This is a genomic window from Roseitalea porphyridii (assembly GCF_004331955.1).
GTDB classification, from domain to species: Bacteria; Pseudomonadota; Alphaproteobacteria; order Rhizobiales; family Rhizobiaceae; genus Roseitalea; species Roseitalea porphyridii.
In genome coordinates this window covers 687,819-707,062 of record NZ_CP036532.1, presented here as the reverse complement: position 1 = coordinate 707,062, position 19,244 = coordinate 687,819, and the positions used below count along the sequence as shown (strand labels likewise).

Annotated in this window: 19 protein-coding genes; 11 read left to right on the top strand and 8 right to left on the bottom strand. The window is 67.0% G+C overall.

From position 1 onward, the window contains the following. Window positions 1-28: 28 nt before the first annotated feature. From E0E05_RS03300 to E0E05_RS03270, 7 genes are all read right to left on the bottom strand, one after another. Window positions 29-1,555 (bottom strand): TadA family conjugal transfer-associated ATPase, encoded by a 1,527-nt coding sequence (locus tag E0E05_RS03300; protein WP_131615426.1) that lies wholly within the window; start codon window positions 1,553-1,555, stop codon window positions 29-31. A 9-nt stretch (window positions 1,556-1,564) separates the two neighbouring features. Further along, window positions 1,565-2,848, bottom strand: a complete 1,284-nt coding sequence (locus E0E05_RS03295; RefSeq protein ID WP_131615425.1) for a CpaE/TadZ family protein — start codon at window positions 2,846-2,848, stop codon at window positions 1,565-1,567. 51 nt (window positions 2,849-2,899) lie between these two features. Beyond that, window positions 2,900-3,571, bottom strand: coding sequence for a CpaD family pilus assembly protein (locus E0E05_RS03290; protein WP_131615424.1), 672 nt, complete (start codon window positions 3,569-3,571; stop codon window positions 2,900-2,902). Window positions 3,572-3,588: 17 nt separating this feature from the next. Then, window positions 3,589-5,070: a type II and III secretion system protein family protein gene (locus tag E0E05_RS03285; protein WP_131617872.1), complete on the bottom strand. Its 1,482-nt coding sequence runs from the start codon at window positions 5,068-5,070 to the stop codon at window positions 3,589-3,591. A gap of 74 nt (window positions 5,071-5,144) precedes the next feature. Next, window positions 5,145-5,939 carry a Flp pilus assembly protein CpaB gene (cpaB, locus tag E0E05_RS03280; RefSeq protein WP_131615423.1) on the bottom strand — a complete coding sequence of 265 codons (795 nt, stop codon included), beginning with the start codon at window positions 5,937-5,939 and terminating at the stop codon, window positions 5,145-5,147. A 127-nt stretch (window positions 5,940-6,066) separates the two neighbouring features. Beyond that, window positions 6,067-6,576: an A24 family peptidase gene (locus tag E0E05_RS03275; RefSeq protein ID WP_131615422.1), complete on the bottom strand. Its 510-nt coding sequence runs from the start codon at window positions 6,574-6,576 to the stop codon at window positions 6,067-6,069. A 171-nt stretch (window positions 6,577-6,747) separates the two neighbouring features. Next, window positions 6,748-6,906 carry a Flp family type IVb pilin gene (locus tag E0E05_RS03270; protein WP_131615421.1) on the bottom strand — a complete coding sequence of 53 codons (159 nt, stop codon included), beginning with the start codon at window positions 6,904-6,906 and terminating at the stop codon, window positions 6,748-6,750. A 261-nt stretch (window positions 6,907-7,167) separates the two neighbouring features. Here E0E05_RS03270 and E0E05_RS03265 point away from each other — a divergent pair, with 261 nt between their 5' ends. The 3 genes from E0E05_RS03265 to E0E05_RS03255 all read left to right on the top strand — a co-directional run bounded on the left by E0E05_RS03265 (window position 7,168) and on the right by E0E05_RS03255 (window position 8,972). Then, complete coding sequence (locus E0E05_RS03265; protein WP_131615420.1) at window positions 7,168-7,638, top strand: pilus assembly protein N-terminal domain-containing protein; 471 nt, start codon at window positions 7,168-7,170, stop codon at window positions 7,636-7,638. 147 nt (window positions 7,639-7,785) lie between these two features. Next, entirely contained in the window at window positions 7,786-8,334 is a 549-nt protein-coding gene (locus E0E05_RS03260) for a TadE/TadG family type IV pilus assembly protein (RefSeq protein WP_131615419.1), read from the top strand. Next, window positions 8,334-8,972 carry a TadE/TadG family type IV pilus assembly protein gene (locus E0E05_RS03255; protein WP_131615418.1) on the top strand — a complete coding sequence of 213 codons (639 nt, stop codon included), beginning with the start codon at window positions 8,334-8,336 and terminating at the stop codon, window positions 8,970-8,972. Before E0E05_RS03260 ends, E0E05_RS03255 begins: the two co-directional genes overlap by 1 nt. A gap of 6 nt (window positions 8,973-8,978) precedes the next feature. Here E0E05_RS03255 and E0E05_RS03250 read toward each other — a convergent pair whose 3' ends face one another. Next, entirely contained in the window at window positions 8,979-9,866 is an 888-nt protein-coding gene (locus E0E05_RS03250; RefSeq protein ID WP_158629260.1) for a phosphate/phosphite/phosphonate ABC transporter substrate-binding protein, read from the bottom strand. Window positions 9,867-10,016: 150 nt separating this feature from the next. Between E0E05_RS03250 and E0E05_RS03245 the strand changes: the two genes are divergently transcribed. The 8 genes from E0E05_RS03245 to E0E05_RS03210 all read left to right on the top strand — a co-directional run bounded on the left by E0E05_RS03245 (window position 10,017) and on the right by E0E05_RS03210 (window position 19,193). After that, window positions 10,017-11,255 carry a phosphopentomutase gene (locus E0E05_RS03245; RefSeq protein ID WP_131615416.1) on the top strand — a complete coding sequence of 413 codons (1,239 nt, stop codon included), beginning with the start codon at window positions 10,017-10,019 and terminating at the stop codon, window positions 11,253-11,255. Then, a complete protein-coding gene (mutM, locus tag E0E05_RS03240) occupies window positions 11,248-12,141 on the top strand; it encodes a bifunctional DNA-formamidopyrimidine glycosylase/DNA-(apurinic or apyrimidinic site) lyase (RefSeq protein WP_131615415.1) in 894 nt (297 codons plus the stop codon). Before E0E05_RS03245 ends, mutM begins: the two co-directional genes overlap by 8 nt. Before the next feature lie 34 nt (window positions 12,142-12,175). Beyond that, window positions 12,176-12,949 (top strand): enoyl-CoA hydratase, encoded by a 774-nt coding sequence (locus E0E05_RS03235; RefSeq protein ID WP_131615414.1) that lies wholly within the window; start codon window positions 12,176-12,178, stop codon window positions 12,947-12,949. A 183-nt stretch (window positions 12,950-13,132) separates the two neighbouring features. Next, window positions 13,133-13,399: a 30S ribosomal protein S20 gene (gene rpsT, locus E0E05_RS03230; RefSeq protein ID WP_131615413.1), complete on the top strand. Its 267-nt coding sequence runs from the start codon at window positions 13,133-13,135 to the stop codon at window positions 13,397-13,399. Window positions 13,400-14,296: 897 nt separating this feature from the next. Next, window positions 14,297-15,883: a chromosomal replication initiator protein DnaA gene (gene dnaA, locus E0E05_RS03225; RefSeq protein WP_428977592.1), complete on the top strand. Its 1,587-nt coding sequence runs from the start codon at window positions 14,297-14,299 to the stop codon at window positions 15,881-15,883. 225 nt (window positions 15,884-16,108) lie between these two features. Further along, window positions 16,109-17,227 carry a DNA polymerase III subunit beta gene (gene dnaN / locus E0E05_RS03220; protein WP_131615411.1) on the top strand — a complete coding sequence of 373 codons (1,119 nt, stop codon included), beginning with the start codon at window positions 16,109-16,111 and terminating at the stop codon, window positions 17,225-17,227. Window positions 17,228-17,281: 54 nt separating this feature from the next. After that, complete coding sequence (recF, locus tag E0E05_RS03215) at window positions 17,282-18,436, top strand: DNA replication/repair protein RecF (RefSeq protein WP_131615410.1); 1,155 nt, start codon at window positions 17,282-17,284, stop codon at window positions 18,434-18,436. Further along, window positions 18,429-19,193, top strand: a complete 765-nt coding sequence (locus E0E05_RS03210) for a HesA/MoeB/ThiF family protein (protein ID WP_131615409.1) — start codon at window positions 18,429-18,431, stop codon at window positions 19,191-19,193. Before recF ends, E0E05_RS03210 begins: the two co-directional genes overlap by 8 nt. Window positions 19,194-19,244: the final 51 nt, after the last annotated feature.

Below are 19,244 nucleotides of genomic sequence, written 5' to 3'. Positions count from 1 at the left end.
GACCCCGTTTCGGTCAATGGCGCCCATCTCAGTTCTGCACCGTTTCCATGGAGTCCATGGCCGCCGCCAGGCGCTGCTCCTCGTTGTAGTAGCGCGCCCGGTCCCACATTGCGGGCCGGCCGATGCCGGTCGAGCGGTGTTTGCCGATGATCTTGCCGTTGGCGTCCTCGCCCTGCATGTCATAGACCATCAGGTCCTGGGTGATGATCACATCGCCCTCCATGCCGACCACCTCGGTGATGTGGGTGATGCGGCGCGAGCCGTCGCGCAGGCGGGCGGCCTGGACGATCACGTCGACCGAGCCGACGATGATCTCGCGCACCGTCCGTTGCGGCAGCGAGAAGCCGCCCATGGCGATCATCGATTCGATACGCGACAGGCACTCGCGCGGCGAGTTGGCGTGGATGGTGCCCATCGAACCGTCGTGACCGGTGTTCATCGCCTGCAGCAGGTCGAACACCTCCGGGCCGCGCACCTCGCCGACGATGATCCGTTCGGGCCGCATGCGCAGGCAGTTCTTGACCAGATCGCGCATGGTGATCTGGCCCTCGCCCTCGAGGTTCGGCGGCCGGGTCTCAAGCCGGACAACGTGCGGCTGCTGGAGCTGCAGTTCGGCCGAGTCCTCGCAGGTGATGATGCGCTCGTCGGCATCGATGTAGCGCGTCAGGCAGTTCAGCAGGGTCGTCTTGCCCGAGCCGGTACCACCGGAGATGACGACGTTGCAGCGCACGCGTCCGATGATCTGAAGAAGGGTCGCGCCCTCCGGCGAGATCGAGCCGAAATTGACGAGCTGATCGAGGGTCAGCTTGTCCTTCTTGAACTTACGAATGGTCAGCGCGGTGCCGTCGATGGCGAGCGGCGGCGCGATCACGTTGACGCGGGACCCGTCGGCGAGGCGGGCGTCGCAGATCGGGCTCGATTCGTCGACGCGGCGGCCGACCTGGCTGACGATGCGCTGGCACACCGACAGAAGCTGCTGGGCGTCGCGGAACTTGATGTCGGCCGGCTGCACCTTGCCGCCGACTTCGATGTAGGCGCTGTCGGGGCCGTTGATCATGATGTCGGCGATGTCGTCGCGGGCGAGCAGCGGCTCGAGCGGGCCGTAGCCGAGCACGTCGTTGCAGATGTCCTCGAGCAGTTCCTCCTGCTCGGCGATCGACATCGCATAGTTCTTGATCGCGATGATGTCGTTGACGATGTCGCGGATTTCCTCGCGCGCCGAATCGGCGTCGAGCTTGGCGAGCTGCGACAGGTCGATCGTCTCGATCAGCGCCGAGAAGACCTGCGTCTTGGTGTCGTAGTAGGATTCGTTGCGCTGCGACATCGACCGCGTGGGCGCTGCCGGCTGCGGCGCAGGCATCGGAGCAGGTTTGGCGGCCGGCTTGGGCGCACTTGCGGCGGGCGCGGGCGCAGGCGCCGGCTCGGCCTTCGGAGCGGCCGGCTCTACCGTCGGCGCGGGCGGCGCGGACTGGGCCGGCTCGGGCGCCGGTGCGCTCTCGCCGCCGCCGGACCCGGCATTGCCTGGCGTTGCCGATGTGCCTCTCTTGCCGAACATGTCCTGTCCTTAGCTTTTCTTGAGCCGCGCCAGCAGGCCCTGCAGTCCCGGCTTGTGTTTCGGTGCGACCGTGGTCCGGCCGGTCACCAGATGGGCCAGTTCACCGAGCGTGGCGACGACCGGGCTGCCGGCATCCGTCTCGGCCAGCATGCGGCCCGAATTGGCGGCATTGCCGAACAGCTGCGGATCAAACGGGATGACGGCGGCGGGTTGGAGTTCGAGCGGGTCGACGAAATCGCCGACCGAAATCTCGGGCCGCTTGGGAACGCCGACCTGGTTGACCACCAGACGCGGCGGCGCGTCGTTGGGCCGCAGGGAGCGCAGCGTGTCGACCAGGTTCTTGGTGTTGCGCAGGTTGGCCAGCTCCGGCGCGGCGACGATGACGACCTCGTCGGCCTGGGTCAGCGTGGCCTTGGTCCATCCCGACCAGACGTGCGGGACATCGAGGATCACGGCGGGCGCTGTGCGCTGGGCGATGTCGATCAGGTTGGAAAAGGCGGACGCGTCGAAGTCGTAGGCGCGGTCGAGCGTCGAGGGCGCGGCAAGCAGCGCCAGATGGTCGGCGCAGTTGGCGAGCAGCCGGTCGAGGTACACCTCGTCGAGACGCTCGGGCGAGAAGACCGCCTCGGCGATGCCCTGGGCGGGATCCTGGTCGAAATTGATGTTGGCCGTGCCGAACGGCAGGTCCATGTCGACGACCATGACCTCGTTCTGGAACAGGGTCGAGATCGCCCAGGACACGTTGTGCGCGATGGTCGAGGCACCCACACCACCCTTGGCGCCGATGAAGGCGATCGAGCGGCCGAGCGGCTCGGCCTCCGGATCGACGAACAGGCCCGAGATGGTGTTCATCAGATCGGCGATGGTGACCGGCGCGACCATGTATTCGGAGATGCCGGTGCGGATCAGTTCGCGGTAAAGGGCGATATCGTTGTGGTGGCCGATGATCACGACCCGGCTGGAGGGGTCGCACACCTCGGCGAGATCGTTCAGGCGGGCGAGAAGCTCGTCCGGCCCGCAGGTGATCTCCACGAAGATCAGGTTGGGGGTCGGCGCGGTCTGGTAGAACTCGATGGCCGCGGCGATGCCGCCCATGTAGACGCGGGTCTGCGCCTTGGCCATCCGCCGGTCCTCGGACATGCGCTCGATGGTCGAGGCGACGGCCTGTGTCTCGCAGAACGCCTGCACGGAAATGCGCGGGACGGGTCGAACCTCCTGCAGCGCGGCCGCTTCGTCGGCGGTCGGCGCTGCGGGGCCGTCATCGAACTCGTGCTTCAGAGCGGTATCGGACATGTCACTTGCTTCCGCTTCGGTTTTGGGGCCAGCGCATCGGCGGCCGCCGGATCAGTAGTTGACCTCTGAGGCTTTGGGCTGCGGACCCTGCTGGTAGGTGCCGATCACGGCACCGCGCTGGGTCGCGTCGATCGGGGACATGGCGCGCGGTCCCAGAAGGTCGCCGGGGTTCTCGACCTGGGCGGCCAGATTGTTTTGCGTGGAACAGCCATAGTCGCGGTGATGCCTGTTCGAGGTCGTGTCGACGAGGTTCTCGGTCCACTGGCCGCACGGATGCGGCAGCGTGGCGGTCACGCCGCGATAGGAGAGCCTGACCGGCGCGACGGCGTCATGGGCCGTGGCATCGTAGTGCTGGACCGACACGTCGTGGCGGCTGACGCCACCGCGCTCGATCGCGACCAGGATGTCCTCGCGAACGCGCTTTGCGGCATGTTCGTTCGCCGAGCCGACCGGCATCAGCATGTGCAGCACGTTCGTGCCCGATCCGCTGAAGGCGGTGGCGAAGGCGGTCACGTTGCTGCGGGTCGGCCCGTTCAGCGTGCGCGCGCCCGAGGCGACCGGTACGTCGAGCGTCTGTTCCTGCTCGGAGACGATGATGGGATGGTTGGTCCGATAGTCGTCGGAAACCGAACCGACAGCGATCTTGTCGGTGGACGCGCAGCCGGCCAGCAGGCCGCCCGCGACCACAAGGCCGGTCACCGTCTTGAACTTGGAGGCTGACATGGCTTGCTGTACTCCGGTCACTTGTAGATGAAGCCGATTGCACCGTGGTACCGGCCGGGCGGGAGCTGCTCGCTCTGGCCGCCATAGATCCGGTTGACGCGGCTCAGCAGCGCACCCTGCGCATCGCTGGGCGGATTGAAATTGTCAGTCGGCCTGGCGAGCTTGGCCGGTGCGACGGGACGGGCCAGATAGGGCGTTACGACGATCACAAGCTCGGTCTCGTTGCGCACATAATCCTGGCTGCGGAACAGCGCGCCCAGAACCGGCACCTTGGACAGGCCCGGGAAGCCCGAGACCACCTGGCGCACGTCGTCGCGCAACAGCCCGGCGATCATCATCGAGCCGCCCGACGGCAGTTCGACGGTGGTGTCGGCAAGGCGCTTGCGCAGCGACAGCACGGAGACGTTGCCGACAAATCCGGGCACCGCGCCTTCGGCCGTTGGCTCGGAAACCGAGGTGCGCACCTTCAGGCTGATCCGGCCCGGCGACAGCACGACCGGCGTGAACTCCAGCCCGACGCCGTATTCGATTTCGCGGTAGTTGACGACGATCTGGCCGTTGTCGTCGACCGAGGAACCGTTGACGATGTTGTATTCGCCGCCGGCGCGGAAGATCGCCTTTTCGCCGGAGACGGCGGTCAGCGTCGGCTCGGCCAGCGTCTTCATGACGCCCGCCTCTTCCATGGCGCGGAACTGGGCGGAGAGGTTCACGCTGCCGAGGTTGGCGCCGAGCGACAGGCCATTGCCGCTGTTGATGCGCTTGCCAAGGGCGCCGAAGCTGCCCTCGTTGACAACGCCGAAGGTGATGTCGCCGCCATTGGCGTTGCCGCTGACGTTCAGGCTGGTGCCGAGCTGCTTCATCACCGAGCGCTGGATCTCGGCGACCGTCACCTTGAGCATGACCTGATCGCCACCGGTGATCTCGAGAAGGTTGACGATCTGGCTGTCGCCGATCCGGCCGAAGAAGAAGCCGGTCTCCTGGGTGGTCGCGTCGCCGCCCTTGACGAAGATCTCGGCCAGCTTGGCGGCCTTGGCGGCGTCCTGCGGCGTCAGGACCGAGCCGGTCAGCACGATGTTGTCGTTGATGATCTCGGACCCTTCGATGAAGCGGGCCAGGTAGCGGTCGAGGCCGGCGACGTCGCGCTCGACCTGAAGGTCGAGGCTGACGAGCTGGTTGCCGCTGCGGTCGAACACGAAGATGTTCGTTTCGCCGACGGACTTGCCGAACAGGTAGATGCGGCGCGAGGTGCGGCTGACGGCGTCGGCGACCTCCGGGTTGGCGACCAGGATGTCATGGGCGTCGGCCGGCAGGTCGATGACGAGCGACTTGTCGAGGCCCAGGACGATCCGTTCGGTGCCCGCGCCCTTGCGACCGACCTTGACGATGCTCTGGGCCTGCGCGTCGGAAACGCCGGCCAGATGCGATCCGGACGGAGCGGCCGTGAGAAGGACGAAGGCGGCGGCCGCCGCCAGCAGGGTCTTGAACGTTTTGGCGACCATGGTGGTATGCCCGTGGGTTCGTGTCTGGATTGTGCCGCCCATCGGGAACTGGCCGGCCTTGACGGTTGCTTTGGTCATTGCGCCGCCGTGCTCCTCTGCCCGCCCTTGATGATGGTGATCGTGCCGTCCGGGCCGGCGCCGACCAGATGCTCGGCGGCGTCGGAGGCGTCATCGGGATTGACGTCCTTGACCGAACGCAGCGACAGCGTCAGCCGGTCGGCCATCTGGCGGGCGACGGTGATGATCTCGGCCTGACGCGGGGTCAGTTCGAGCGTGGCGGTCTGGCCGACCTGGACAAGCCGGCCCTCCTCGTCCTCGCGGATCGTCTGGTCGATCGCCAGAACGCGGATGTTGTTGAGGATGGTCTCGGTCTCGAAGCCGCCGTCCTGGCCGCGCGAGACCATGATCACGTCGACATAGTCATCGGGCAGGATGAAGCCGCCCGCCGAGGTATCGGCTGCGATCTCGGTCGCAACGGCGCGCTTGCCGGCGGGCAGGATGGAGGACATGAAGCTCTGGTCGGCGCCCAGAAGCTTGATCGGACGGATCGGCTCGCCCTGGGCGATCGTCGCGCGGACCACCGACTCGGACAGTTCGACCATCGCGTCAGGGCGGCTTTCGCGGGTGATGAAATCGGGCGACAGCGCGTCGGTCGGCCATTTCTGCCAGCGCATGCGGTTCTCGACGCGGGCACCGGTGGTCAGCGTCTCTGTCGCCACCAGCACCTCGTCGAGTTGGATGGAGGGCGGGGGCGGAGCGACGGTGACCTGCTGGGTCGGGCCGCTGGACCCCATCATGTTCATGGCGAGGTAGCCGGCGGCGCCAGCCGCCACGATTGCTATAGCCAGGATTACGATACGCATCGACATGGGCACACCCGATCTGCCGGCGGATTGTTCCGCCACAGGGCCCATATTCGGCGAGCAATGGTGTACTTATGGTTAACGATGGCTGGAGCGGTATGCTTAACCGCCGGTAAAGCCGGACGCGGCCGCTTCAGGCCTGGCTGAGCGCCCAGATCATGGCGGGGGAGTGCTGGAATGCGCCAAGCCCGCCGATCGCCAACGCGATGCCATACGGTATGTCCTTTTCGTCGATGATCCGGCGCAGGACGCGCACCTCGCCTGCGACGGTGGCGAGCGGCGATTTGCGGAAGATGAGCAGCGCGAGCGTCAGCGCGCCCCCGGCCATCGTCGCCAGAAGCAGGTAGTTCATCAGCCCCGCCCCCAGTCCGAACCACAGCGCCGTCGATGCCATCAGCTTGGCGTCGCCTCCGCCCATCACGCCGAGCGCGAACAGGCCGAAGGTCACCGTCAGCACGAGAGCGAAGGCGGCCAGATGCATGGCGAACTGCATCCAAGTCAGACCGATGAACGGGGCGATGGCGCAGAAGGTGACGATCAGCAGCAGCGACACCCGGTTGGCGATCGTCATCGTGAACATGTCCGAGACGGCCGCGTAGATCATGGCGAACGGAAAGACGACGAAGATGATGGCTGAGAGCATGATCTGGTCCGTATCTCGCTGCGATGCTTTGAAACCGAGCCTAACCCGGCCCTGTTAAGACTTCCTGAGCGGGCACCAGCACCCTTGGCGGCGAGGCCGCGCGATCGCGCCAAGGAAAACGGCCCGTCCGTTGCCGGGCGGGCCGTGATCGGATTAGTTGCGAACGGCGCCTTAGCCGGAGATCTCGTCAGAGATTTCCTGGAACTGGGTGTTCAGCGTTTCGCCCAGCGTGGTGGCGCCGGCGATGATGGCGACGGCGATGAGCGCAGCGATCAGGCCATACTCGATGGCGGTTGCGCCCGACTCGTCTTTCAGAAAACGTGCAAACATTGGTGAGCTCCTTATTCGTTGGCGAACAGCAGTCCTGCCGCCTGTCGTCCTGTCGCGGTCAGTAGGCTCACCATACGCCGCGCCGATTGCGGGGCCCTTAACGGGCGTGGTTGCCCGATCGTTAACGGCCCTTTCCACGCGCGATGGTTAATCGCCGGTTGTGCCCGCAGCGCGCCGATCCCGTACCGCCAAGCGCGCTTAACCGTTCCTCAACCAATCTCGCTGAATGTTCGGTAACCACCGAACCGCTGGAGTCCGCCGATGGCCCTTCGCGCCGCCTTCCTTGCAGCCCTGCCGCTCATGGCCGTTGCGTTCACCGCCGCGCCTGCACACGCAGAGCCGCCCGCGCAGGGCGGCATCGAGGTCATCCTCAACCAGGCCCGCATTCTGAAGATGTCGCGGCCGGCGGCAACGGTGATCATCGGCAATCCCGCCGTCGCCGACGCCACCGTGCACGATGCCAACACGATCGTGCTCACCGGTCAGGCCTTCGGGCGGACCAACATCGTCGTCCTCGACCAGGGCGGCGCGCCGATCTTCGACGAACAGATCTCGGTCAGCCGCGACCAGCTCGCCACCGTGCGCATCTACCGGCGTTCGATCATCGAGACGCTGTCGTGCGATCCGTACTGCGAATCGGCCTATCAGACCCCCGCCGAGATCGAATCGACCCGCGAACGCGCCCGCGTCAATGCGATGTTCGAGGAGAACGCCGACGCCGACCTGTTCTGAGGTCCCGCTCCGGACGGCCTGATCGCCCTCTGACCGCGGCCGCGGCCGGCGCCGCCGGTGCGTTGCAAGTTCGACCGATCGCGCAAACCGATTGTCAATTTCTGTGTCCTATTCTGACCGGGTTCAGTTCCGGACAGGAGTTCAGGCGTGTCCCACGGCACAAGGAAACGGGCTTGCCGCAGACGGCGATGGGGCCTTCTGCGCGACCGGCGCGGGGCGACCGCGATCGAGTTCGCCATCCTTGCGCTGCCCTTCTTCCTGCTGATCTTCGCGGTTCTGGAAACGACCGTTTCGTTCACGGCCGAACAGGTGATGGCCAATTCGATGGATCGGCTCGCCCGCCAGATCCGGACCGGCCAGATCGTTCCGGCGGTAACGGACCAGGCCGCCTTCCGGCAGATGATCTGCGACGACATCGACGTGTTCGTCGCCGCGGGCTGTCCGGACCTGCACTTCGACCTGCAGAGCTATGCCAGCTTCGATGACGTGCCGACCTCCATTCCGTTCTCCGGCCCCGGCGAGATCGACACCAGCGGCTTCAAGTACGCGCCCGGAGGCGCCGGATCGATCAACAATCTGCGGATCATCTACGAATGGCCGGTCTACACGGACCTGATGAAGTCCCGCATCGCCGGCCTCGATGATGGCCGCGTGCTGCTCTACACCACCACCACCTGGCAGAACGAGCCCTTCTGATGGTCACCACCCCCACAGTCGGACGGACAGGCAACTCCGCGAACCGGCCGCGCCACGGCGGGGTGTTCGGACTGTGGCGCCGCTACCGGGCGGACCGGCGGGGCGTCGCCGCGGTCGAGTTCGCGCTGATCGTTCCGCTGCTGCTGATGCTCTATCTGGGCACGATGGAGATCTCGTCCGGTGTCTCGCTGAACAAGCGCGTCGCGCGGGTCGCATCGACCACGGCCGACCTCGTCACGCAGCAGAGCGCGGTCGACAAGGACCGGCTCGAAGCGATCATGAAGGTCGGCGAATCAATCCTGTTTCCCTATCAGGCGGACACGCCGCGCATCACCATCGTCGGCATCGATGTCGATGACGACCACGCGCTTGGCGGCCAGATCGTCTGGTCGCGCCGGATGAACAAGGACGGCTCGTTTGACGGCGGCTGGCCGGCCGGCGACGAAACCTGGGTTCCCGACCGGCTGCGGATCGACGAGACGTTCGTGGTGATGGTGCAGGTCGAGATCCGGTATCTGCCGCTCATCACCTGGGTGACGGGGCGCAACGCCGACGGATCGGCTGTCGGCATCGACATGGAAGAAACCTACTGGTTCCATCCCCGGCTCGTCGACCACATCCCCTGCTCGAACTGCTGACGTCCGTCAGGGCGTCTCCGCCAGCGCCTTCACGATGCGCGCGGCGAACGCGTAGTCGGCCGCTTCCACCGGCACGAACCCGCCACCGAGCGTCGGCGAGATGACGTCATAGGCGTCCGGCGCCGCCTCCTCGAGCGCGACGAGCGCCTCGCGCAGCGCGGTACGGACGTCCGCCGGCACGGTATCGCGCACCGCGTGCGGGCCGAACGGCACATGTTCGGAACGCCACAGGATCGACGCGCCGACCGCCGCGTCGCCGACCAGCGCCGCGCCCAGGCCGCCGCCGATCGCCCGGTCCGGGTCGGCCACCGCATAGTCCCAGGCAAAGAGGCCGGCGAGATCGCCGGCAAGGAAGGCGTCACGGGCGGCCTCGAAGCTCGGCTGAACGACAAGATCGAGCCCGGCCTCGCCGAGCGGCTGTCCCTGATGGGTGAAGGCGACCTGCGGGGCGAGCGCGCCGGTCAGCGAACCTTCCGGGCCATAGCCGATCGGTCCCGAGCCGACCGCCTCTTCGCCTGTGGCCGCATCGACCACCAGAACCGAGCGCACGCCGGTGGCGCCGCCGGCCGTTCGCGGCACGACCAGCGGCACCAGACAGGCGCACATCTCCTGCGCGGCCGCGTAGCCGAGCGCCGACAGAATTGCATATTCGATGCGGCCGCTGGTCTGCGCGTCGATCAGGCTGGGTGCGTCGCGCAGCACCAGGACCTCGACGGGCATGTCGATCGCTGTACTGACCGCCTCGCGGAACGGCTCGTAACGGGCCGGAGACGTCGTTCCCCCGCCCGGATCGACGACGCCGATCCGGAACACGCCGGTTTCGGCGCGCCAGTCGGCCGCCACGGGCATGGTCGCGATGATCGCCGCCAGCAGTGCGAGTATCGGCCTGCGCATGATTGCCCTCCCCGGTCGCGTCGCCCTCGGTGGTCCGACGACCATGATGGACCTTGACCACGCGCATGCTTATATGGCGATCCGGCCGCGAACGAAAACACCGCAACAGGGTACGGGCCCGCCACGGCGGCCCGGGAAGGCAGGAACGTCATGGCGCGCGCATTTCTCATCGTGCTGGATTCGGTCGGCATCGGCGGAGCGCCCGACGCCGAGGCCTTCGGCGACGCCGGCGCGAACACGGTCGGCCACATCATCGATGCGGCGGCCGCAGGCGAAGCCGACAATGCCGATCGGAAAGGGCCGCTGCGACTGCCGAACCTGGCGGCGCTGGGCCTGTTCCACGCCGTCGACCTGGCCTCTGCCCATGCCGGAGCGGCCGCGCTGAAGCCCGACGATGCGCAGGGCATCTGGGGTGCGGCCGAAGAGGTTTCGCACGGCAAGGACACGCCATCGGGCCACTGGGAGATCGCGGGCGTGCCGGTGCTCTTCGACTGGGGCTATTTTCCGCACGAGGTGCCCGCGTTTCCGCAGGACCTGCTGGAAGCCATCTACGCGAAGGCCGGGCTCGACGGTTCGCTCGGCAACAAGCACGCTTCGGGCACCGATATCATCGCCGAACTGGGCGAGGAGCATCTGCGAACGGGCCAGCCGATCTTCTACACCTCGGCCGATTCGGTCTTCCAGATCGCCGCACACGAAACCCGGTTCGGCCTCGACCGCCTCTATGCGCTGTGCGAGACGGTGCGCGACCTCGTCGATCCGCTCAACATCGGCCGCGTCATCGCACGGCCCTTCGTCGGCGAGGACCGGGCGAGTTTCGAGCGCACCGGCAACCGGCGCGACTATTCGGTCCTGCCGCCGGCGCCGACCCTGCTCGACCGCACCGTCGAGGCCGGCGGCCGGGTGATCGCGGTCGGCAAGATCGGTGACATCTTCGCCCATCAGGGCGTCAGCGAGGTGCGCAAGGCCTCGGGCAACGCGGCGATCGGAGCGACCATGCTCGCGGCGATGGACGATGCTGAGGACGGCGATCTGGTGTTCGCCAACTTCGTCGACTTCGACATGCTCTACGGACATCGGCGGAACGTGGCCGGCTACGCGGCCGCGCTTGAGGCGTTCGACCGTTTCCTTCCGGAGATCCAGGCGAAGATGAAGCCGGGCGACCTGCTGATCGTGACGGCCGATCATGGCTGCGATCCGACCTGGACGGGGACCGACCACACCCGCGAGCGCGTGCCCTTTCTGGCCTGGGGGCCTGGGCTGCCCGCCACCGGCATCGGCATCCGCAAGACCTATGCGGACATAGGCGAGACGGTCGCCGATCATCTCGGCCTGCCCGCCGGCGCCGACGGCACCTCGGTTCTGGGCGAGATCAGGGCCGGTGCCTGAACTTCCCGAGGTCGAAACGGTGCGGCGTGGTCTGGCGCCGGCGATGGAGGGCGCGCGTCTCGACCGGCTCGAGCTGCGCCGGCCCGACCTGAGATTTCCGCTTCCAGCCGGGCTTTCTACCGCCATAGAGGGCCGCACCGTGACGGCGATCGGCCGCCGGGCGAAGTACCTGACGATGCATTTCGACAATGGCGCGGTTCTGATCAGCCATCTTGGCATGTCGGGCTCCTATCGCATCGCCGACGAGGACGGCGACGCCCTGCCCGGCGCGTTCCGCCATGCGCGGTCGAAAGCGGAAGCGCACGACCATCTGGTGTTCCATCTGACCGGCCCGGACGGGACGCGTCGCGCGATCACCTACAACGATCCCAGACGGTTCGGTTTCGTCGATCTCGACCGGGTGGAGACGCTGGCCGACAACCGGTATCTGCGCGAACTGGGGCTGGAGCCGACCGGAAACGCGCTCGACGGCGATCATTTGGCGCTGCTGCTTGCCGGCAGGGCCGCGCCGCTCAAGGCCGCGCTTCTGGACCAGCGCCTGATCGCCGGGCTCGGCAACATCTATGTCTGCGAGGCGCTGTGGCGGGCCCGGCTCTCGCCGCGCCGCAGGGCGGGCACCCTGGTCACCCGCGCGGGACGACCGACGGCCCGCTGCACCGCGCTTGCCGATGCGATCCGCGCCGTCATCGCCGAAGCGATCGCGGCCGGCGGCTCGTCGCTGCGCGACTACTCCCGCACGGACGGCTCGCTCGGCTACTTCCAGCACAGCTTCGCGGTCTACGGGCGCGAGGGCGAGCCGTGCCGCCACGACGGGTGCGGCGGAACGATCCGCCGCTTCGTGCAAAGCGGACGGTCGACTTTCCATTGTCCGGCGTGCCAGAGATAGCCGCCTCAACCGAAAGCCACGGAGCACTCAGCGCATGGCCTACGACACGATCAATGTCGAAAAACGCGGCGAAGTCGCGCTCGTCACGCTCAACCGCCCCAAGGCGCTCAACGCGCTCAACGCAAAGCTGCTGGACGAGTTGACCGCCGCGCTCGACGCGCTGCGCGAGGACGGCAAGATCGGCGCGGTCGTCATCACCGGATCGCAGAAGGCCTTCGCGGCCGGCGCCGACATCAAGGAGATGCAGGCGTTCGAGTTCGCCAGCGCCTACATGCACGATTCCCTGAGCGGCTGGGAGCGGATCGCCGCGTTTCCCAAGCCGATGATCGCCGCGGTCAGCGGTTACGCGCTGGGCGGCGGATGCGAACTGGCCTGCATGTGCGACTTCATCATCGCCTCCGAAAGCGCCAAGTTCGGCCAGCCCGAAATCTCGCTGGGCATCCTGCCCGGCATGGGCGGCACGCAAAGGCTCGCCCGCTCGATCGGCAAGGCAAAGGCCATGGATCTGTGCCTGACCGGGCGGCAGATGGACGCCGAGGAAGCCGAGCGCTGCGGTCTGGTGGCGCGCGTCGTCCCGGACACGGAACTGATCGAGGAAGCGCTGAGCGCCGCGCAGAAGATCGCCGGCTATTCGCTGCCGACGGCGATGATGGCCAAGGAGGCGATCAACCGCGCCTTCGAGACCGGTCTTTCCGAAGGGCTGCGTTTCGAGCGGCGGCTGTTCCATTCCGCCTTCGCGCTGGACGATCAGGAAGAGGGCATGTCCGCGTTTATCGAGAAACGCACGCCGAGCTTCCGCAACCGCTGAGCCGGCGGCGTCCGGCTGTCGCTTTCTGCCGGGTCGGCGTTGACTGGAAAGGCGTTTGCGCTTATAGCGGCGCCAACTTGGCGGCTGTGTGGCCGCCACACTTGTTCATGGGCACGGTGGACCGGTCGACCAGACCCCGCACGGCCCCTGTCCGGTTCCCGGATCACATCGAGAGAGGCACCCATGGCCAATACCAGGTCGGCCAAGAAGGCAACGCGCAAGATCGCAACGCGCACCCAGGTCAACACCGCACGCCGTTCGCGCGTGCGCACGTTCGTCCGCAAGGTCGAGGAGGCGATCGCCGCCGGCGACAAGAGCGCGGCCGATGCCGCGCTGCGCGCCGCGCAGCCTGAACTTATGCGTGCAGCGAGCAAGGGCGTGATGCACAAGAACACCGCCGCGCGGAAGGTCTCCCGGCTCGCCCATCGGGTGAAGACGATCGGCGCCTGATTTCCTTCGTCGGCTCATCAATGACCGGAACCCGGCCTCGGCCGGGTTTTTTGTTGCGCGGCTAATGAAAAATTTGCCTTGAGGCACAAAGATTTAGCCGCTCCCGCTTGAGCCCGCCGATCGCCCCTGCATCCGCGGTCGCCCGCCTTGATCCGACTTTTTCTTTATATTTCATATATTTAGGAGACTCGCGCCCGGATCGGAGCGCGGTTTTCCCGCCTGTCCATAAGGGCCTCCGAGTCAACCGATTTTTTCCGATTTTTTTTCACGGCGGGTGCGTTTTTCGACGCCCGAAAAGAAGCTGTGGAATCCCAAAAGCTTATCTTTTCGCGATCGAAACCGGGCACTTTTTGTTCTCCGATTCGCGCCCGCACAAGCGTTAATTTACCGTTAGCGGGCCTTGTCTGACGGGCCGCGATGGGGCTAATTTAGGATCACAAGACGGGCGGACGCTCCCACACCAGAAGCAAGTCGAATTGGCGGCTGCGACCCATGGTTGCATGCGGTGAGGCGTGCGTATGTCCAGCGGTCCTGGGGCAGGACCACTTCAACAGTCGGGTAGCTGAATGCGTGCCGGAATCGGGCGATTCCGGCAAACGGGATCGATCGCCCTGCGCCCGGGGCAGGAAGGAGGAGCATGCCGGTCCCGGAAAGCCGGAAGCGACAGAAAGGCCACGGGGCGACATCGAAGAACGATCGCGGATCACCACCGGCGCATGTTTGTGTTTGGCGCCGGCCGGTCGGGCACAGGGCCAGCGGGATCCGCTCTGACAATGATATGCACGGCGCGGGATGTGCGGGGCCCGGCCGGCCAACGACAGGAGGCGAGAACACAATATGCGAGGGGAAGTCGAAAGGGTTGCGCACGCAATGACGCATCCGCCAGCACACACCCCCATGGCCGGGCGAGCGGCCATATCCGAGACGCGCCAGACAATCGAACGAAGCAAGGCAGCGATCGGAGAGGGTGGAACGATGAGCAACAAGAAGCCGGACGAAGACGGCAAGGACGCACCCAGCGATGCCAGGAAGGCGTCGGCGGGAAGCAGGACGTTCGAGAAGATTTGCCAGCAATTGCGGGCCAAGCTCGGCGGAGAGGTCTATCAGAGCTGGTTCAAACGGCTCAAACTGGAAGATGCGGACGGCCCCGTGGTCCAGCTGTCGGTCCCCACCCCGTTCCTGCGCAACTGGATCAACAACCACTATCTCGACACGATCGTCGCGCTCTGGCAGGCCGAGGACGGCGACGTGCTCAAGGTCGAGATCGTGGTGCGCAGCGCGGCGCGCGGGGCGGCGAGCGCTTCGGCGCGGGCCGGCCAGGCGGCCGACGCCGCCAAGGCGAGCGCCGAGCGGGCCAAGGCGAACGCGCTGGCCAAGACCGACCGCGCCGCGACGCCGGCGCAGGGGCGCACGACGCCCGAGATCGGCAAGAACGGCGAAATGCTCGGCTCGCCCGTCGACAGCCGCTACACGTTCGACAGCTTCGTCGAGGGACCGTCGAACCGGGTGTGCCTGGCGGCGGCGCGCGCGGCCGTCGAGAAGGGGCCAAACGCGGCCCGCTTCAACCCGCTGTTCTTTCATTCCAATGTCGGGCTCGGCAAGACCCACCTCTTGCAGGCGATCGCCAACGCCGCCAAGGCCAAGGATCCGTCCAAGCGCGTCGTCTACCTGACGGCCGAGTACTTCATGTGGCGTTTTGCGAGCGCGATCCGCGACCAGAGCGCGCTGCGCCTGAAGGAGACCCTGCACGAGATCGACCTTCTTATCATCGACGACATGCAGTTCCTGCAGGGCGAGAAGATCCAGTCCGAGTTCTGCCACCTGATCAACACGCTGCTCGACAGCGCCCGACAGGTTGTGGTCGCCGGCGACCGCCCGCCCTCGGAACTTGAATCGCTCGACCCGCGCGTGCGCTCCCGGCTGCAGGGCGGCGTGGCGCTGGAAATCCAGTCGCCGGACTTCGGCATGCGGCTCGCCATGCTGGAGCGCCGGCTTGCCGACGCGCGCAAGGACGACACGTCGCTGGACATCTCCAGCGAGGTGCTGACCCATGTGGCGCGGACCGTCACGTCGAGCTTCCGCGAGCTCGAGGGCGCGTTCAACCAGCTCGTCTTCCGCCACTCCTTCGAGCCCAACATCGCGCTCGACCGGGTCGACGACATTCTGGGCCATCTGGTGCGGGTGGACGATGAAAAGAAGATCCGGATCGAGGACATCCAGAAGGCGGTCGCCAACCATTACAACGTCGCCCGGTCGGAGCTTCTGTCCAACCGTCGCACGCGCTCGGTCGTGCGGCCGCGCCAGATCGCCATGTTCCTGTCCAAGACCATGACGCCCCGATCGCTGCCCGAGATCGGCCGACGCTTCGGCGGCAAGGATCACACCACAGTGCTCCACGCCGTGCGCAAGGTCGAACAGCTCATCAAGGACGATGCGAAACTGGCCAAGGAGATCGAACTGCTGCGCCGGCTGATCCGCGAATAGCGCGCTTCGCCGACAACGGTTTCGTTTTCCCCAATCAATGAAACGGCCGGCGTGCGAGCGCCGGCCGTTCGGCTTGCTTTTCGGCGGGCAAGCCGCCACATTCGCGATCCCGAGGGGGCGGGCGATTTGCGCGGCGATCACGCCGGCGCAACGCCTCAACCCGTCACCGCCGGGTTCGCCGTCTGCCGGCGGGCCCTCGAATGCCGGATCCGGATCTGTCACACAATGCGCGTTACTCTCGAGCGAGCCAACCTCCTGAAATCCCTCAACCATGTCCATCGCGTGGTGGAGCGCCGCAACACGATCCCGATCCTGTCCAACGTGCTGCTCAGGGCCGATGGCGGCAGCTTGGCGATGACCGCCACCGACCTCGATCTGGAGATCAACGAGGCGGTGCCCGCCCATGTCGAGCAGGGCGGCGCGACGACCGTGCCGGCGCACCTTCTCTACGACATCGTCCGCAAGCTGCCGGACGGATCGGAAGTGATGCTGGCGACCGAACCGGACGGCGCCACGATGACCGTGATCACCGGCCGGTCGCAGTTCAAGCTGCAATGCCTGCCCGAGAGCGATTTTCCGCAACTGGCCGCCGGCGAATTCTCCCACACGTTCCGGCTCGACAGCGAGACGCTGCGCCGGCTGATCGAGGCCACGCAGTTCGCCATCTCCACCGAGGAGACGCGCTACTATCTGAACGGCATCTATCTGCACACCGCCGAGCGCGACGGTGACATCGTCCTGCGCGCGGTGGCGACGGACGGACACCGGCTGGCCCGCGCCGAGACCAAGGCGCCCGACGGAGCCGAGAGCATTCCGGGCGTGATCGTGCCGCGCAAGACCGTCGGCGAGCTGCAGAAGCTGGTCGATGATCCGGACGTGTCGGTGCAGGTCGAACTGTCCGAGAGCAAGATCCGCCTGACGATCGGCTCGGTGGTGCTCACCTCCAAGCTGATCGACGGCACCTTCCCGGACTATGAGCGGGTCATCCCGACCGGCAACGACAAGGACATGGTGATCGACCGCAAGGTGTTCACCGAGGCCGTCGACCGGGTTTCCACCGTCTCCTCGGAGCGCGGGCGGGCGGTCAAGCTGGCGCTCGCCGAAGGACAGCTCACGCTTGCCGTCAACAATCCCGATTCGGGCTCGGCGACCGAGGAACTGCCGGCCGGCTACGAGTCCGATCCGCTCGAGATCGGCTTCAACGCGCGCTACCTGCTCGACATCGCCAGCCAGCTTTCGAGCAGCGACGTCAAGTTCTCGTTCGCCGACGCCGGCTCACCGACGCTGATCGAGAACCCCGACGACAAGAACGCGCTTTATGTGCTCATGCCGATGCGCGTGTGATCGCCGCCGGGCGCGCGCTTGCATCACGCGGTCGCGCCGGGCAGACGGTCCGTCATGAGCGTCAGGGTCCGTCTCGCCGAAGTCACGCTGACCGATTTCCGCAACTACGGCCGGGCCTCGGCGACGCTCGACGGGCGGCACGTGGTGCTGGCCGGGCCGAACGGGGCCGGCAAGACCAACCTGATCGAAGCGATCTCGCTGCTGTCGCCGGGGCGCGGCTTGCGCAGGGCACAGCTTTCCGACATGACGCGCAAGGGCGCGCCGGACGGCTTTTCGGTGTTCATGCGCCTGAACCGCGACGATGACAGTTTCGCGGTCGGCACCGGGACGGCCGGCGGGACACCGGGGGACGACGGTGCGCGACTGCGGCGGGTGCGCATCAACGGAACGACGGCCCGCTCCGTCGACGAACTGCTCGGGCTGGCACGCGTGTTGTGGCTCACGCCGGCGATGGACGGGCTGTTCACGGGACCGGCCGCAGATCGTCGGCGGTTCGTCGACCGCATGGTGCTGGCCATCGATCCGGCCCATGGCAAGCGGGCGCGCGACTACGAGCAGGCCATGCGCCAGCGCAACCGGCTGCTGGAATCGGGCCACGGCGCGCAGACCGAGGCGATGTTCGCGGCAATCGAGGCGCAGCTCGCCGCGCTCGGAACGGCGATGATCGCCGCCCGGCAGGAACTGGTGACGCTGCTCTCGGACCTGATCGCGGCCGGCGGCGATGACGGCCCGTTCGCGCGCGCGGCGATCGTCCTTTCGGGCGAACTCGAGCAAACCCACGCGCACGGCGCGAGCGCCGGCGAGATCGAAACCATGCTCGCCGGGGACCTGGCCGCCGGGCGCCATCGCGATCGCGCGGCCGGGCGAACGCTGGCCGGGCCGCACCGGGCCGACCTGCATGTCCTTCACGCGCAAAAGGGCATCGAGGCGGGCCTTTGCTCGACCGGCGAGCAGAAGGCGCTGCTGACCGGTCTCGTCCTCGCCCATGCCGGCCTGACGGCGCGGGTGAGCGGGATGACGCCGATCCTGCTGCTCGACGAGATCGCCGCCCATCTGGACCCCGAGCGTCGGGCGGCGCTGTTCGACCGGGTCGATCATCTGGGCGGGCAGGCCTTCATGACAGGCACAGACCGGTCGCTGTTTGACGCACTCGGTCCGCGCGCCCAGTATTTCCGCGTCACTGAAGGAACGGTGAGCGAGGATGGCTGACGGACCGCGTACGCTCGGACCCGACGAGATCGAGCGCTATGCGCGCCATATCGTGCTGCCCGAGATCGGCGGACGCGGCCAGCAGGCGCTTGCCGGCGCGCGCGTGGCGATGGTCGGCGCGGGCGGGCTCGGCTCGCCGGTCCTGACCTATCTGGCTGCCGCCGGCGTCGGGCATCTGACGATCATCGACGACGATGTGGTCTCGCTCTCCAACCTCCAGCGGCAGACGCTGCACGCGACCGGCGACATCGGCGCCTTCAAGGTCGACAGCGCCGCAGCGCAGATCGCCGCGCTCAATCCGCACGTACGGGTCGACACGAAGCGGAACCGGATCGCGCCGGACAATGCCGATGCGCTGCTCGAAGGCCATGACGTCGTTCTCGACGGATCCGACAATTTCGACACGCGGTACTGCGTGGCCGATGCCGCCGAACGCCTTGCGATTCCGCTGGTCGCCGGGGCCATCCAGCGTTTCGACGGATCGGTGACCGTTCTGGCGCCGCACCGCGCCGACGGCGACGGCCGCGCCCTGCCGCGCTACCGCGACCTGTTTCCGGAACCGCCGCGGCCGGGCACGGTGCCCAGCTGCGCCGAGGCGGGGGTCCTTGGCGCGCTGGCCGGCGTCATCGGTTCGCTGATGGCCGCCGAGGCAATCAAGCTGCTGACCGGAGCCGGCGAGCCGCTGTTCGGCCGGCTGCTGCTATACGACGCACTGTCTTGCCGGTTCGAGACGATGCGTTACGGAAGGCGCGCTTGACGGCAATGGGCTCGCACGCAATTAAGGGCCGGAGGGGCGCCACTGGCTGAC

Bases quoted from the DNA above. Each gene is read 5' to 3' on its own strand.
- E0E05_RS03300 (WP_131615426.1), bottom strand. From the start codon at position 1,555: ATGTTCGGCAAGAGAGGCACATCGGCAACGCCAGGCAATGCCGGGTCC.
- E0E05_RS03295 (WP_131615425.1), bottom strand. From the start codon at position 2,848: ATGTCCGATACCGCTCTGAAGCACGAGTTCGATGACGGCCCCGCAGCG.
- E0E05_RS03290 (WP_131615424.1), bottom strand. From the start codon at position 3,571: ATGTCAGCCTCCAAGTTCAAGACGGTGACCGGCCTTGTGGTCGCGGGC.
- E0E05_RS03285 (WP_131617872.1), bottom strand. From the start codon at position 5,070: ATGGTCGCCAAAACGTTCAAGACCCTGCTGGCGGCGGCCGCCGCCTTC.
- cpaB (WP_131615423.1), bottom strand. From the start codon at position 5,939: ATGTCGATGCGTATCGTAATCCTGGCTATAGCAATCGTGGCGGCTGGC.
- E0E05_RS03275 (WP_131615422.1), bottom strand. From the start codon at position 6,576: ATGCTCTCAGCCATCATCTTCGTCGTCTTTCCGTTCGCCATGATCTAC.
- E0E05_RS03270 (WP_131615421.1), bottom strand. From the start codon at position 6,906: ATGTTTGCACGTTTTCTGAAAGACGAGTCGGGCGCAACCGCCATCGAG.
- E0E05_RS03265 (WP_131615420.1), top strand. From the start codon at position 7,168: ATGGCCCTTCGCGCCGCCTTCCTTGCAGCCCTGCCGCTCATGGCCGTT.
- E0E05_RS03255 (WP_131615418.1), top strand. From the start codon at position 8,334: ATGGTCACCACCCCCACAGTCGGACGGACAGGCAACTCCGCGAACCGG.
- E0E05_RS03250 (WP_158629260.1), bottom strand. From the start codon at position 9,866: ATGCGCAGGCCGATACTCGCACTGCTGGCGGCGATCATCGCGACCATG.
- E0E05_RS03245 (WP_131615416.1), top strand. From the start codon at position 10,017: ATGGCGCGCGCATTTCTCATCGTGCTGGATTCGGTCGGCATCGGCGGA.
- E0E05_RS03235 (WP_131615414.1), top strand. From the start codon at position 12,176: ATGGCCTACGACACGATCAATGTCGAAAAACGCGGCGAAGTCGCGCTC.
- rpsT (WP_131615413.1), top strand. From the start codon at position 13,133: ATGGCCAATACCAGGTCGGCCAAGAAGGCAACGCGCAAGATCGCAACG.
- dnaA (WP_428977592.1), top strand. From the start codon at position 14,297: ATGGCCGGGCGAGCGGCCATATCCGAGACGCGCCAGACAATCGAACGA.
- dnaN (WP_131615411.1), top strand. From the start codon at position 16,109: ATGCGCGTTACTCTCGAGCGAGCCAACCTCCTGAAATCCCTCAACCAT.
- recF (WP_131615410.1), top strand. From the start codon at position 17,282: ATGAGCGTCAGGGTCCGTCTCGCCGAAGTCACGCTGACCGATTTCCGC.
- E0E05_RS03210 (WP_131615409.1), top strand. From the start codon at position 18,429: ATGGCTGACGGACCGCGTACGCTCGGACCCGACGAGATCGAGCGCTAT.